This window comes from Rhodococcus ruber, from assembly GCF_027270735.1.
Taxonomy (GTDB): domain Bacteria; phylum Actinomycetota; class Actinomycetes; order Mycobacteriales; family Mycobacteriaceae; genus Rhodococcoides; species Rhodococcoides rubrum_A.
This window is the reverse complement of record NZ_JAPWIJ010000005.1, coordinates 263,320-276,231: the sequence shown is the minus strand read 5'-3', so window position 1 is coordinate 276,231 and position 12,912 is coordinate 263,320. Positions and strand designations below refer to the sequence as shown.

The following is a 12,912-nucleotide window of genomic DNA, read 5'->3' as shown; positions in this document are numbered from 1 at the left end:
GCTCAGCCCAGCACGTGCTGACGAAGTCCCTCGGTCGCTGCTTCGAGAATGGTCTTGGTGCCCTTCTTCACCAGGAAGCCCGGTAGCGGAATCTTCGGGTCGACCGTCAGCTCGAACTCGACGTGGGTGCCGTTGTCCTTGGGCGTCAACGTGTACCGGCCGTCCTGGGCCTTCTGCTGAGTGCTTTCGACCAAGGTCCACGACACCTCGTTCTCGCTCCAGGTGTACTCGACCAACTGCTCGTCGTTGACACCGATGATCGAGACGTTCATCTTGACGTGGTTCGGCCGGCCGTCCTCGAAGCGATCGACCACCTCGCACTTCTTGTGCACCGGAGACCACGAGGGGAGGCCTTCGACGTCCGCGAGGACATCGAGAATTGTCGCTGCGTCGGCGTCGATGTCGACGGACTTGTTCACTGTGACTGCCATGGGGAGAAGGTATCTCAGCTTTCTGTACGGGGGCTGACGTTCCGGGCGAACTCGCCGATGGCGCGTAGCGCGCGTCGGGCTTCGGGGACGAAATCGGCTGCCTGGAACACATGGACCTGATCCTCGTACACCTGAAGTTCACAGTCGACTCCGGCGACCGCGAGACGCTGGGCCATGAGTTCGGCGTCGGCATAGACCATTTCGGTCGAACCGACCTGAATCAACACCGGCGGCAGGCCGGTGAGATCGCCGTCGACAGGCGAGACCCGGGGGCCCCGTTGGCCCTCGACGACGATGCGCGCGTCGACGCGATCGGCCAATGCGGTCAGTGCGGGAACTGCGTTGGACGGAAAGACCGAACACTTCGACGCATTCTCGTGGTCGAGCTTGCCGGTGGGGTCCATATCGGTCAGTGGCGACATGGTGAAGATTCCAGCGGGTGCGGGCAAGCCGACTGTGCGTAGCGCCAGGGTGACCATGAACGCCAGATATCCGCCGGCCGAGTCGCCGCCCAGGATGATCTGCTCCGGGCGGTATCCGGAATCGAGAAGGAAGCGGTACGCGTCGACGCCGTCCTCGACGGCATGGCTGATCGGATTTCGCGGCATCATGCGGTAGTTCACCGACAGCACCGATCCGTCGACCTGCCTGGAGACTCGGGAGGTCATCCGGCGATGGGTGCGCAAGCCGCAGCAGACGAAGGCTCCGCCGTGCAGATAGAGAACCACGCGATCGCTGCCGGTGCCCTCGGCGCGGATCCACTCGGCCTCGCACTCGGCGAGCATGACGCGACTGCGTGTGGTTCCGCTGATCTGCGGGACGAGCAGTCCGGCGTAGTCGACCAGCCCCATCGGCCACGGAAGCGAAGGAGCCTGCGCCCACACGGTCAGAAACGGGCGAACGGTGAACTGCAGGTACTTGGACAGGATCTGCGACTGCAGGCTCGCGCCACGGATGTCGCGTCGGCGTGCGGTGGCCGCCGGGTCGGTCGATTTCACTACGGTGAGCGCCGGGTTCATAGCCGTCGCCTCCATCCCCGTTGTCGTTGCGCGGCACGTGTGCGCCGTGCGTTGGAACCCCGCTCTATTTGGAACCCCTGGTAACGGACAATAGCGGGTAGCTTTTCGTGACCGGACGTAAGGTCGTGTTCTGAGTCACATTCGGTGCCGTACCGTGACCGAAAACAAATGGAAAAGGGACAGCTCATGGCACTCATGCCCATCACCGAATCGATGTTTCTGATCGCCGAGTCACGGGAGCACCCGATGCACGTGGGCGGGCTGGAGTTGTTCGTCCCGCCGGGCGATCCGCACGAGTTCGCCGAGGAAGTGCACCGCAAGTTCACTACCGGCGAGGTACACGAGCTCTTCCGCAAGCGGCCTTCGCGCCCGGTACAGATCATGGGCAATCTCGCCTGGGCCTACGATCAGGACGTCGACTTCGAGTATCACGTTCGCCGCACCGTACTGCCGGCACCCGGACGAATTCGCGAGCTGTTCCAGTTCCTCTCCCTCAACCACAGTGCGCCGCTGGATCGCTACCGACCGATGTGGGAACTGCACATCATCGAGGGGCTCGCCGACGGCCGAATTGCGTTGTACACCAAGGTGCATCACTCGTTGGTCGACGGGGTGAGCGCGCTGAAGCTGATGCAGCGGACGCTCAGTACCGACCCGGACGATCGGAGCGGCGTCGCCACCTGGGACCCGTCACTGTTCCGTAAGCGCAAGAAGCAGGTCGTCGCGGAGCAGCCCGGACGGTTGGCGCAGCTGGGTAGCGGGCTCTCGGCGGGCCGCAAGATCGTCGGTGACTTGGTCGACTTCGCGCCCGCGACAGCTCGAATCGGGTTGCGTGCCTTGAAGAAAGAAGGGGCGCAGCTGCCGTTGCAAGCGCCGCGGACGATGTTCAACGTGCCGATCGGTGGAGCTCGCCGATTCGCCGCCGAGAGTTGGTCGATCGAGCGAATTCGCAAGGTCGGCAGCGCGCTCGACGCCACGCTCAACGACATGGTGCTCGCGATGTGCGCCGGAGCTCTGCGCGCGTATCTCATCGATCAGAACGCCTTGCCCGAGGAGCCTCTGATCGCGATGGTCCCGGTGTCGCTGCGCAAGGAGGGGGACGACAAGGACGCCGGAAACTCGGTGACGACCATCCTGTGCAATCTGGCAACCGACGAATCGGACCCGATCGTGAGGCTCGAGCGGATCAAGGATTCGACCGTCAAGGGTAAGCAGATGATGAGCGAGCTCAACACACTCGAAGCACTCGCCGTAGGAGCAGTCACCATGGCGCCGTTGCTGTTCGGTCCGGTGCCGGGATTCGTCGATTACACCCCGCCGCCGTTCAACGTCATCATCTCCAATGTGCCGGGGTCCAAGGAAGATCTGTACTGGAACGGCGCGAAACTCGACGGCATGTACCCGGCGTCGATCGTGGCCGACGGGCAGGCGCTCAACATCACCGTCGCCAGCAACGGTGATTCGCTGAATTTCGGACTCATCGGATGCCGACGCAGTGTGCCGCACCTGCAGCGAATGCTGACGCATCTGGAGAACACGCTGGAGGAGCTCGAGAAGACCTTGTGAGTGCCTGGGCAGTGGTGCGGTTAAGTGCCCTGGGCGGCGCATAACCACACCACTGCCGCAGGCACTACTCGTACTTCGGGAACACCGGCGTCGGGGTCGGTAGTGCCGTGCCGGGTACCGAACGTGTTGCCACATCGGCACATTCGCGGTTCGCTGCACCGAGCAGGTCGAGGATGCGCGACGCGGAATCGGGCATGACGGGCTGCGCCAGGATGCTCACGATGCGCAGCACCTCGATCGTCACGTACAGCACGGTGGCCATGCGATCGGGGTCGGTCTTGCGGAGCACCCAGGGCTGCTGCAGCGAGAAGTAGCGGTTGGTCTCACCGAGTACCGACCAGATCGCCTCGAGCGCGGAATGGATTGCCTGCACGTCGAATTCGCGTCGGCAGATCTCCAGCAACGCGTCCGCGCGAGCCAGCATCGCCTCGTCCTCGGCGGTGAACTCACCCGGTGTCGGGAGCTTTCCTTCCAGATTCTTCGCAACCATCGTCAGCGAACGCTGCGCGAGGTTGCCGAGTTCGTTGGACAGGTCGGCGTTGACTCGGGCGACGATGGCCTCGTGGCTGTAGCTGCCGTCCTGACCGAACGAGACCTCGCGCAGGAAGAAGAAGCGCACCGGATCGAGGCCGTAGTTCTCCACCAACGACTGCGGGTCCAGCACGTTGCCGAGCGACTTGGACATCTTCTCGCCCTTGACATTGAGGAACCCGTGCACGAACACCCGCTTGGGTAGCTCGATACCCGCAGACATCAAGAACGCAGGCCAGTAGACGGTGTGGAAACGCGTGATGTCCTTGCCGATGATGTGCAGATCGGCCGGCCAGAACTTGCGGTAGGCCTCGGATTCGGTCTCGGGGAACCCGGCACCGGTGAGGTAGTTGGTCAACGCGTCGACCCAGACGTACATCACGTGCGCGGGATCGCCGGGAACCGGTACACCCCAGTCGAACGTGGTTCGGGAGATCGACAGGTCCCGCAGACCGCCCTTGACGAAATTCACGATCTCGTTGCGACGCGAGTTCGGTGCAATGAAGTCCGGCGACGCGTCGTACAGCGCGAGGAGCTTGTCCTGGTACTGCGAGAGCCGGAAGAAGTACGACGGCTCCTCGGTCCACTCGACGGGAGTGTTGGTCTCCGTCGCGACGCGGGAGCCGTCCTCGGCGAGGGTGGTTTCGGCCTCGGTGTAGAACGCCTCGTCGCGTACCGAGTACCAGCCGGAGAAGGCGTCGAGATAGATGTCTCCGTTCGCTTCCATCCGTCGCCACAGTTCCTGGCTCGCTGCGTGGTGGTCGGCGTCGGTGGTGCGAATGAAGCGTTCGTACGAGATCTTCAGCAGATCCTGTGCGGTCTGGAACGCGTTGGAGTTGCGCGCGGCGAGTTCGCGGACGTCGATGCCCTCGGTCTGGGCGGTCTGCTGCATCTTGAGCCCGTGCTCGTCGGTTCCCGTCAGGAATCGCACGTCGTAACCGTCGAGGCGCTTGAAGCGCGCGATGGCGTCGGTGGCGATGTACTCGTAGGCGTGCCCGATGTGGGGAGCGCCGTTGGGGTACGCGATCGCCGTGGTGACGTAGAAGGGTGGCCGTGAGGCATCAGCTGGCGCAGTCATGGTGCGCCTACTCTAACGATCGTGAGTAGAGACCGTCCCGCACCACCGTTGCCCGAGCCCGTCGGCGCCCTCGTCGACGCGCACACCCACCTCGATGCGTGCGGCGCGTCCGACGCGGCGAGTGTGGCCGCGATCGTGGACAAGGCCGAGTCGGTCGGCGTCACCCGTGTGGTCACCATCGCCGACGATCTCGATGCCGCGCGCTTCGCCGTCGACGCTGCGTCCTGGGATCCCCGGGTGTGGGCTGCGGTGGCCATCCACCCCACCCGGGCGAACGTGCTCGACGACGACGCCAAGGCCGAGATCGAGCGACTGGCATCCGATCCCCGCGTGGTTGCCGTCGGGGAGACAGGGCTGGACTACTACTGGCCCGGCAAGCTCGACGGTTGCGCGACGGTGGCCGAGCAGCACGAGGGCTTTCGCTGGCACATCGATCTGGCGAAGCGGCTGGGCAAGCCGCTGATGATCCACAACCGCGAGGCAGACGAGGATCTGCTGGAGGTTCTGACGACGGAGGGCGCGCCGGAGACGGTGATCTTCCACTGCTTCTCGGGCGGTCCCGAGACGGCGAGGGCCTGCGTCGACGCCGGGTACGTGCTCAGTTTCTCCGGAACCGTGAGTTTCAAGAACGCGCATGCCTTGCGTGAGGCCGCGGTGCTGGTGCCCGACGAACTGGTGCTGGTGGAGACCGATGCACCGTTCCTCACTCCGCATCCGTTCCGTGGCGCACCGAACGAGCCGTACTGCTTGCCGTACACCGCCCGGGCCTTGGCCGAGGTGCGCGGTCAGGATCCGGCCGAGCTGGCGGCGCACGCGACCGCCAATGCCGAGCGGGTGTACGGCCTGTAGCAGCTGAAGTTGCGGCGTGGGTACTAATTCGTTACCGTACCGTGACCGAACTCGGCGTTTCGCGAACCGAGTCACGCTCGCAACCGCCAGGAATACGAAACTTGTCGACTATCAGACGTCTCAACTCCGCCCGTTCGACCACGCTCTACCTGGTCATCGCTGCCCTGTTGATGACGCTCGTCGCTGGTGGCGTGATGGCGGTGAGCCGTCACAAGACCGTGACCATCGACGTCGACGGCGACATGATTTCGCTGAGCACGATGAAGACCGACGTCAACAGCGCCTTGGTCGACGCCGGCTACGCGCCGTCGGACAAGGATCTGGTTGTTCCTGCCCCGGACTCCGGACTCAACGACGGCGACACCGTTGTGCTGCGCCGCGCCCGTGAGATCACGCTGAACGTGGACGGCAAGCCCGAGGACATCTGGACCACCGCCCTGACCGTCGACGAAGCGCTGCAGCAGACCGGTTTGGCCGAGGACGTGCACGTCTCTGCGTCCAGATCCGAACGGCTGCCCCTCGACGGAACCGAGCTCGATGTGGCTCTCCCCAAGCAGGTCTCGCTGGTCGACGGCGGATCCCCCGTAACTCCGGTCACCTTGGCCGCACCGACCGTGCGTGAATTCCTCGAAGCCGCGGGCAAGCCGCTGGAAGAGGCCGATACCGTGACCCCGGATCCCGACGCCACCGTCACCGACGGTGCAGAGATCGTCGTGACACGCGATCGGACCGTCACCAAGACCGAGACCACCGATGTCGATGCTCCCGAGCAGCGCATCGAGGATCCGACGATGAACATGAGCAAGACGGTCGTCGAGAACCCCGGCGCTCCCGGTGTCTCCGACATCACCTGGAAGATCAACATGGTCAACGGTGTCGAGGTCGGCCGCGACAAGGTCGACGAAGTGGTCAAGGTGCCGGCACAGCCGAAGACCGTTCGCGTCGGAGCAAAGCCGGGCACCGAGGTGCCGCCGGTACAGGACGGAGCGATCTGGGACGCGCTCGCCCAGTGCGAGGCAACCGGCAACTGGGCTATCAACACCGGCAACGGTTTCTACGGCGGCGTGCAGTTCGACCAGAACACCTGGGAACGCCAGGGCGGCCTCAGATACGCTCCGCGCGCCGATCTCGCCACTCGCGAGGAGCAGATCGCGATCGCATCGGTGACGCAGAAGTCCCAGGGTTGGGGCGCATGGCCGGCATGCACCTCGCGTCTGGGTTACCGCTAGTCCCGTAGAGTTTCCGCCGTGTCCGAACATGTGAGGGGAGCTGCGGCTCTGCTCGGTCCTGCCGAGGTCCGTTCTCTCGCCGCCGAGCTCGATGTACGGCCCACCAAGCAGCTCGGCCAGAACTTCGTGCACGACGCCAACACCGTGCGCCGCATCGTCGCTTCCGCGGGAGTGGGCCCGCAGGACACAGTTCTCGAGGTCGGCCCCGGCCTCGGATCGCTGACACTCGCGCTGCTCGACGTCGCCGAGGCCGTCATCGCCGTCGAGATCGACCCCAAGCTCGCGACGCGTCTGCCGATCACGGTGACCGACCGGGCCCCGACTCTGGCCGACCGCTTGACAGTGATCGAGGCCGACGCTCTTCGCATTCGTGCAGCGGACATCGCCGGAGAGCCGACCGCCTTGGTGGCCAATCTTCCCTACAACGTCGCGGTTCCCGTGCTGATCCACCTGTTCTCCGAACTGCCGAGTCTTCGAGTGGCAGTGGTGATGGTCCAGGCCGAGGTGGCCGATCGGCTGGCCGCGGTCCCGGGAAGCAAGATCTACGGCATCCCCAGCGTCAAGGCCAGGTTCTTCGGCGACGTCAAAAGGGCAGGCGCAGTGGGCCGTTCGGTGTTCTGGCCGGTGCCCAAGGTCGAGTCCGGCCTGGTGCGCATCGATCGGTACGCAGAACCGCCGTGGCCGACCGACACTGCGCACCGCAAGTCGGTCTTCGCCGTTATCGACGCCGCATTCGCCCAGCGCCGCAAGACCTTACGTGCCGCCCTCGCGGGGTGGGCCGGCTCGCCGGTGGCCGCCGAACGTCGACTTCGAGAAGCCGGAATCGATCCGACAGCTCGGGGCGAGACGATCGATGCCGCGGCCTTCGTTCGTTTGGCTGCTACCGAAGCCTGACCGTCAGAACGGATCCATGCTCACTTCGAGCGCGCCGGACGAGGTGACTCGCTGCGGGTTGAGCTGCTGGATCAGTGCGCCGGAGGTCACTGTGATCGTGTACTCCACCCAACCGAGACCGGTGTCGATGTACGCCTCACCCCACGGATACCTCGCGTTCCTGTCCTCGTGTGCGACGCCCGATGCCCCGGTCGTCGTGTTGCGCCACTGCACTTCGGTGTGCGAAGCGAACGACAGAAAACGCCAGTTCTGACTGTAGATCGGGTCGGTGGTCGGCGGCTGTGCGGTGATCGCCAGGAATGCGTGATAAGGCCCGCCGAAGTCGGATCGAAGGCCGCTGTAGCCGTTGACCTCGAGCGTGTACGGCGCTTCCCAGGGGTACGCGCTCGGGATCGATACGGTTGCGAGATGGGAGTGCGGCGCGGCCGCCGCCGTGCCGCCCGAGACGAACAGTGCTGCCACCGTCATCGCTAGCGCCGCCAGTGCCGTCGTCCATCGTCTTCGCATGTCGAACTCCTGTCCGTCGACGCTTCCTCAGATGCTGAGCAATGCTATTGGCATCCCAGGCTGTTGCGCGTCACGATTCCGTATCGAACCAGGTGGTTGGTTCAGAGGTGAATGTCGGACAGTCGCGTCAGCTCGGTCCACGTCGACGCCCCCTCGCGAGCCGCGGCCACCGGTGCATAGCGGTCGGCTTCGATCAGAAGGTCCAGCTCGAGACCGGTGGCCGACGCGATGTCGGCCACCGGAACCTGGTACGTCCGGTACGGGCCGAGAGGTGGGGGATCGGTCTCGAGTCGCAGCGGCTTGTCGAGGATCGGGTCGAGAGACGGCGACTGGTCGAGCACGTAGCCGGTGCACGCAGGACTCGAATCCTGCGACCACACAGCGATTTTGAAGAACCGCCGCGGAATGGCGATACCTCGGTAAACGGGATCGTCGTCGGCGAAGATGCAGCCGCTGAACACCGAAAGCCGTTGGCCGTATTGCTCTGCGTGCCCCAGAACGTAATCCTCGAGCCCTAGCCAGAGTGTTTTGGATTGATTCAGCGTGGCCGTCTGCGGAGCGCACACCGTGTAGTGGAAGGTGTCCTGGTTGGCGCGTGTGGCCACCGACAGCTCACCCCACACCGGATCTCGCCGGCGAACCAGGTGTCCGCGATCGAGGTCGTTGTTCGAGTACAGCTCGTTACCGGCCTGCTGCGACGCCGGCAGTCGGTCGTCCAATCGCCAATCGTCGCCCCGCTCGACATCCTTCAGGCTCGCGCCGTCGATGTTGACGCCGGTGACCGCGGCGAGGCGTCGGTCGGGGTCGATGGACACCGAGAAGTGCGTGTAGGGAAGTACCACCACGCCTGCGCGATCGGGCAACGGAACGTCGATGTCGGACAGAAACTTCGCATCGAAACCGAGTGGTGACGTCATCGGTCCATTGACTCACGCGCCGGTTACCGGAGAGTGAACCGCAGCCAGGTAGCGGTCGGTCATTCTCGCGTGCCGCTCTGCCACTACTCGGCATTCCTCGCGTAGTTCGGGCGGATCGAGCACGGTGAAATCGGTGTCGAACGCTGCCAGCCACCGCGCGATCGAGGGCAGTGAATCGCCGGACAGCACCACAGCGCAGGTGTGCTCGTCGATGGATTCGATTGCCCCCCATTGCTCGTCGATCATCGGAGCGATCGACTCGATCGGAGCATGCAGCGCGATCCTCGCCTGCACCTGAATGAACGCGCGGTCGATTCCCTTCGAGACGAACGCGGCCGCCCCTCCGGCAGGCAACTCCCGCGGCGCGAACCGAGGACCCGTCGGAATCTTCGGAATCAGGCGATCCACTCGATACGATCGCCAATCCTCCCGCAGCACATCCCATCCCAGCAGATACCAGCGTGCCCCCGCCCGAACCAGGCTGTACGGCTCCACCTCACGTCTGGACTCGGAACCGTCGTGCTTGCGGTAATCGAATCGCAGCCGTTCGTGCCGGTGGCACACCGCCGCCACCGTCGACAGCACCGAGGCGTCCACCGCAGAACGCGGCGTCTGTTCCACCACGTCGATTCGCAGCGCATCGAGCCGATGTTGGATGCGCGACGGCATCACCTGCCGCAGCTTCGTCAGTGCCCGCAGCGACGCCTCGCCGATGCCTGCCACCGACCCGCCGGCGGCGGATTGCAAGCCGAACGCCACCGCCAGTGCCTCGTCGTCGTCGAGCAGCAGCGGCGGCATCTCGGCACCAGGGCCGAGCTGATAGCCGCCGCCGACCCCCGGCGTCGCATTGACCGGGTAACCGATATCGCGCAGTTTGTCCACATCGCGTCGCAGGGTCCGCGGGGTGACATCGAGCCGCTCCGCCAGCTCCGCACCCGCCCAGTCGCGACGGGTCTGGAGCAGGGACAGCAACCGCAGCAGCCGAGCCGAGGTTTCCTTCATACTCACACGATGCCACGTAATGCGGACATGTTCGGTCCGCATGCACAACCCTGGTGGTGAACTCGGCCGCTGTTTCTCCACTACTGTGGTTACTCGTGCTGTCTGTCGTTCCCACACCCGTTGTCGTACGGGCCCCGTCGAAGGTGAACTTGCATCTCGCGGTCGGTGACCTGCGTCCCGATGGCTTCCACGAGTTGACGACGGTGTTCCAGGCGCTCTCGCTCTCGGACGAGCTGTCGGTGATTCCAGCCACGTCGCTCTCGGTTCGGGTGCGCGGCGACGACGCGAAGGTGGTTCCCACCGATTCGCGGAATCTGGTGTGGAAGGCCGCGGTGTTGCTGGGGCGTCGGGTCGGGCGGGAGCCGTCGGTGGAGATCACGATCGACAAGGGCATTCCGGTGGCCGGGGGGATGGCGGGCGGAAGTGCCGATGCCGCCGCGACCCTCGTGGCACTCAATGCGATGTGGCATCTCGAGCTCTCGCGTGACGAACTCGACGAGGTTGCGGCCGAACTCGGTAGCGATGTGCCGTTCTCCCTGCACGGCGGCACCGCGGTGGGAACAGGACGCGGCGAGAAGTTGCTTCCGGTGCTCTCGCGCAACAGTTTTCACTGGGTGCTGGCGTTGGCCAAGGGCGGTCTGCAGACACCCGCGGTGTACAACGAACTCGACGAGTTGCGTGCCAAGGGCAGTCCGCCTCGTCTGGGCGGTACCGAGGACCTGATGCATGCGCTCACGTCCGGCGATGCGCGGGCACTCGCACCGTTGCTCGGTAACGATCTGCAGGCCGCGGCGGTGTCGCTGATGCCGCAACTGCGCCGCACCCTGCGAGCAGGGGTCACAGCCGGGGCGTTGGCCGGCATCGTCTCGGGCTCGGGCCCCACCTGTGCGTTTCTGTGCGCCGACGCCGACGCGGCGGTGTCGGTGAGCGCTGAACTGTCCGGTGCCGGCGTGTGCCGCACCGTCCGTGTTGCGAGTGGCCCGGTTCCCGGCGCTCGTGTTGTCACTAGTGAATCGATAGGTTTTTCCTGATGGTCAATCTCGTCAATCTCGAAAACGTCAGCAAGTCGTTCGGCGTCAAACCGTTGCTCGACGGCGTCTCCCTCGGTGTGCAGGAGGGCGAGCGCATCGGCATGGTGGGCCTCAACGGCGGTGGCAAGACCACCACGCTCGAGGTTCTGGCCGGTATCGAACCCCCTGATTCGGGACGGGTCAGCCGAGTCAACGGGCTGCGGATGGCCGTCGTCACCCAGCGCGGCGTGCTCCCGCCCGGGTCGACCGTCGGCCAGGTGGTGCTCGACCCACTCGGAATGGCCGAGCACGAATGGGCCGGCGATTCTCGGGTGCGCAACATCCTGACGGGCATCGGCATCGCCGATCTCGGACCGGCAGGCAGCTCGGGACTGGACGCACCCATCGACAACCTCTCGGGCGGAGAGCGACGACGAGTTGCGTTGGCGGCGGCCCTGGTTCAGGATCTCGACCTGCTGGTGCTCGACGAGCCGACCAACCACCTCGACGTCGAGGGCGTGCAGTGGTTGGCCGCCCATCTTGTGAACCGGCGTAGTGCGCTGGTTGTTGTCACCCACGATCGTTGGTTCCTCGACACCGTCGCCAATCGGACGTGGGAAGTGGTCGGCGGCGGCGTCGAGGCTTACGAGGGTGGCTACAACGACTGGGTGTTCGCCCGGGCCGAGCGGTCTCGCCAGGCGGATGCGTCCGAAGAGCGGCGACGTAACCTTGCCCGCAAGGAGCTGGCCTGGCTGCGCCGCGGCGCCCCCGCCCGCACCTCGAAGCCCAAGTACCGCATCGAAGCGGCCGAGGCCCTGATCGCCGACGTCCCCGCCCCGCGTGACTCCGTCGCGTTGTCCTCCTTTGCACAGCGTCGTCTCGGCAAGGTCGTCATCGAACTCGAGGACGCGCGCCTCGAAACCCCCGACGGCCGCGAACTGGTGAAGGACTTCACCTGGCGTCTGGCACCCGGCGAGCGCGTCGGTCTGGTCGGCGTCAACGGTTCGGGTAAGACGACCATGCTCCGCACACTCGCCGGTGAACTGCAGCCCGCTGCGGGCAAGCGCATTCAGGGCCAGACCGTCAAGATCGGTTGGCTGAAGCAGGAATTGGACGATCTGCCCAAGAAGCTGCGTGTACTCGACGCGGTCAAGGAAGTGGCCGAGCGGATCACGTTGGGTGACAAGGAGATCTCTGCCGGGCAGCTCGCGGAGCGGCTGGGCTTCACCCCCGCTCGCCAGCGCACACCGGTCGGTGATCTGTCCGGTGGCGAACGCCGACGCCTGCAGTTGACGCGGGTCCTGATGGCCGAGCCGAACGTGCTGCTGCTCGACGAGCCCACCAACGACCTGGACATCGACACCCTGCAGCAGCTCGAAGACATCCTCGACGGCTGGGCGGGCACGCTCGTCGTCATCAGTCACGACAGGTACCTGATCGAGCGCATCTGTGACTCGACGTGGGCACTGTTCGGCGACGGCAAGCTCACCAACCTGCCCGGTGGCATCGAGGAGTACCTGCGCCGGCGGGCCGTCCTCGCTGCCGACGCGACGCCGGACTCGTTGACCACCGGCGGGTCACCGCGCAAGGCAACCCGCGATGCGGCCTCGGAGCGCGCGGCCCGCAAGGAACTCAGCAAGCTCGAGAAGCTCGTCCTTCGGCTCTCCAAGCGTGAGGTCGAGCTGCATGCCGAACTCGTCGACGCGTCCACCGAGCAGAGCAAGCTCGTCGCTCTCGACACCGAGCTCAAGCAGGTCCTGGCAGACAAGGACGTTGCCGAGGAACGGTGGATGGAACTGGCCGCCGAGCTCGAGTAGAGCGGCTCTGCCGCATGTGAGCAGTAACTCGTAACCTGCTACGAAGTTTCGCTCACATGGGC

12 protein-coding genes are annotated in these 12,912 nt (G+C 65.1%); 6 read left to right on the top strand and 6 right to left on the bottom strand.

Annotated features, from left to right (window positions below):
* Positions 1-2 precede the first annotated feature (2 nt).
* Together O4220_RS13690 and O4220_RS13685 are read right to left on the bottom strand one after the other, a co-directional pair.
* Complete coding sequence (locus tag O4220_RS13690) at positions 3-431, bottom strand: SRPBCC family protein (RefSeq protein WP_269605015.1); 429 nt, start codon at positions 429-431, stop codon at positions 3-5.
* Between the two features lie 14 nt (positions 432-445).
* Entirely contained in the window at positions 446-1,465 is a 1,020-nt protein-coding gene (locus tag O4220_RS13685; protein ID WP_420030387.1) for an alpha/beta hydrolase, read from the bottom strand.
* Between the two features lie 171 nt (positions 1,466-1,636).
* On the opposite strand from O4220_RS13685, the gene O4220_RS13680 reads away from it, so the two are divergent.
* Positions 1,637-3,016, top strand: coding sequence for a WS/DGAT/MGAT family O-acyltransferase (locus O4220_RS13680; protein WP_269605011.1), 1,380 nt, complete (start codon positions 1,637-1,639; stop codon positions 3,014-3,016).
* A 64-nt stretch (positions 3,017-3,080) separates the two neighbouring features.
* Here O4220_RS13680 and metG read toward each other — a convergent pair whose 3' ends face one another.
* A complete protein-coding gene (metG, locus tag O4220_RS13675) occupies positions 3,081-4,625 on the bottom strand; it encodes a methionine--tRNA ligase (protein ID WP_269605009.1) in 1,545 nt (514 codons plus the stop codon).
* Positions 4,626-4,646: 21 nt separating this feature from the next.
* Here metG and O4220_RS13670 point away from each other — a divergent pair, with 21 nt between their 5' ends.
* The 3 genes from O4220_RS13670 (at position 4,647) to rsmA (ending at position 7,597) form a co-directional block, all read left to right on the top strand.
* Positions 4,647-5,474, top strand: coding sequence for a TatD family hydrolase (locus O4220_RS13670; RefSeq protein WP_269605007.1), 828 nt, complete (start codon positions 4,647-4,649; stop codon positions 5,472-5,474).
* 101 nt (positions 5,475-5,575) lie between these two features.
* Positions 5,576-6,703 (top strand): resuscitation-promoting factor, encoded by a 1,128-nt coding sequence (locus O4220_RS13665; protein WP_269605005.1) that lies wholly within the window; start codon positions 5,576-5,578, stop codon positions 6,701-6,703.
* 18 nt (positions 6,704-6,721) lie between these two features.
* Positions 6,722-7,597, top strand: coding sequence for a 16S rRNA (adenine(1518)-N(6)/adenine(1519)-N(6))-dimethyltransferase RsmA (gene rsmA, locus O4220_RS13660; protein ID WP_269605003.1), 876 nt, complete (start codon positions 6,722-6,724; stop codon positions 7,595-7,597).
* Positions 7,598-7,600: 3 nt separating this feature from the next.
* Here rsmA and O4220_RS13655 read toward each other — a convergent pair whose 3' ends face one another.
* The 3 genes from O4220_RS13655 to O4220_RS13645 form a co-directional block, all read right to left on the bottom strand.
* Entirely contained in the window at positions 7,601-8,104 is a 504-nt protein-coding gene (locus O4220_RS13655) for a hypothetical protein (protein ID WP_269605001.1), read from the bottom strand.
* A 101-nt stretch (positions 8,105-8,205) separates the two neighbouring features.
* The gene (locus O4220_RS13650; RefSeq protein WP_269604999.1) at positions 8,206-9,021 is read right to left on the bottom strand and encodes a DNA/RNA non-specific endonuclease; all 816 of its coding nucleotides are present in this window, start codon (positions 9,019-9,021) and stop codon (positions 8,206-8,208) included.
* 12 nt (positions 9,022-9,033) lie between these two features.
* Positions 9,034-10,023, bottom strand: a complete 990-nt coding sequence (locus tag O4220_RS13645; protein ID WP_269604996.1) for a helix-turn-helix transcriptional regulator — start codon at positions 10,021-10,023, stop codon at positions 9,034-9,036.
* 95 nt (positions 10,024-10,118) lie between these two features.
* Here O4220_RS13645 and O4220_RS13640 point away from each other — a divergent pair, with 95 nt between their 5' ends.
* Positions 10,119-11,054, top strand: coding sequence for a 4-(cytidine 5'-diphospho)-2-C-methyl-D-erythritol kinase (locus tag O4220_RS13640; protein ID WP_269604994.1), 936 nt, complete (start codon positions 10,119-10,121; stop codon positions 11,052-11,054).
* On the top strand, positions 11,054-12,850 hold the full coding sequence (locus O4220_RS13635) for an ABC-F family ATP-binding cassette domain-containing protein (protein ID WP_269604992.1): 1,797 nt from the start codon (positions 11,054-11,056) through the stop codon (positions 12,848-12,850). The genes O4220_RS13640 and O4220_RS13635 overlap by 1 nt, the downstream gene beginning before the upstream one ends.
* Positions 12,851-12,912: the final 62 nt, after the last annotated feature.

What these genes read in the sequence shown, in the direction of transcription:
- O4220_RS13645 (WP_269604996.1), bottom strand. Translation starts at nt 10,023, where the DNA reads ATGAAGGAAACCTCGGCTCGGCTGCTGCGGTTGCTGTCCCTGCTCCAG.
- O4220_RS13655 (WP_269605001.1), bottom strand. Translation starts at nt 8,104, where the DNA reads ATGCGAAGACGATGGACGACGGCACTGGCGGCGCTAGCGATGACGGTG.
- O4220_RS13685 (WP_420030387.1), bottom strand. Translation starts at nt 1,465, where the DNA reads ATGGAGGCGACGGCTATGAACCCGGCGCTCACCGTAGTGAAATCGACC.
- O4220_RS13680 (WP_269605011.1), top strand. Translation starts at nt 1,637, where the DNA reads ATGGCACTCATGCCCATCACCGAATCGATGTTTCTGATCGCCGAGTCA.
- O4220_RS13635 (WP_269604992.1), top strand. Translation starts at nt 11,054, where the DNA reads ATGGTCAATCTCGTCAATCTCGAAAACGTCAGCAAGTCGTTCGGCGTC.
- O4220_RS13650 (WP_269604999.1), bottom strand. Translation starts at nt 9,021, where the DNA reads ATGACGTCACCACTCGGTTTCGATGCGAAGTTTCTGTCCGACATCGAC.
- metG (WP_269605009.1), bottom strand. Translation starts at nt 4,625, where the DNA reads ATGACTGCGCCAGCTGATGCCTCACGGCCACCCTTCTACGTCACCACG.
- O4220_RS13690 (WP_269605015.1), bottom strand. Translation starts at nt 431, where the DNA reads ATGGCAGTCACAGTGAACAAGTCCGTCGACATCGACGCCGACGCAGCG.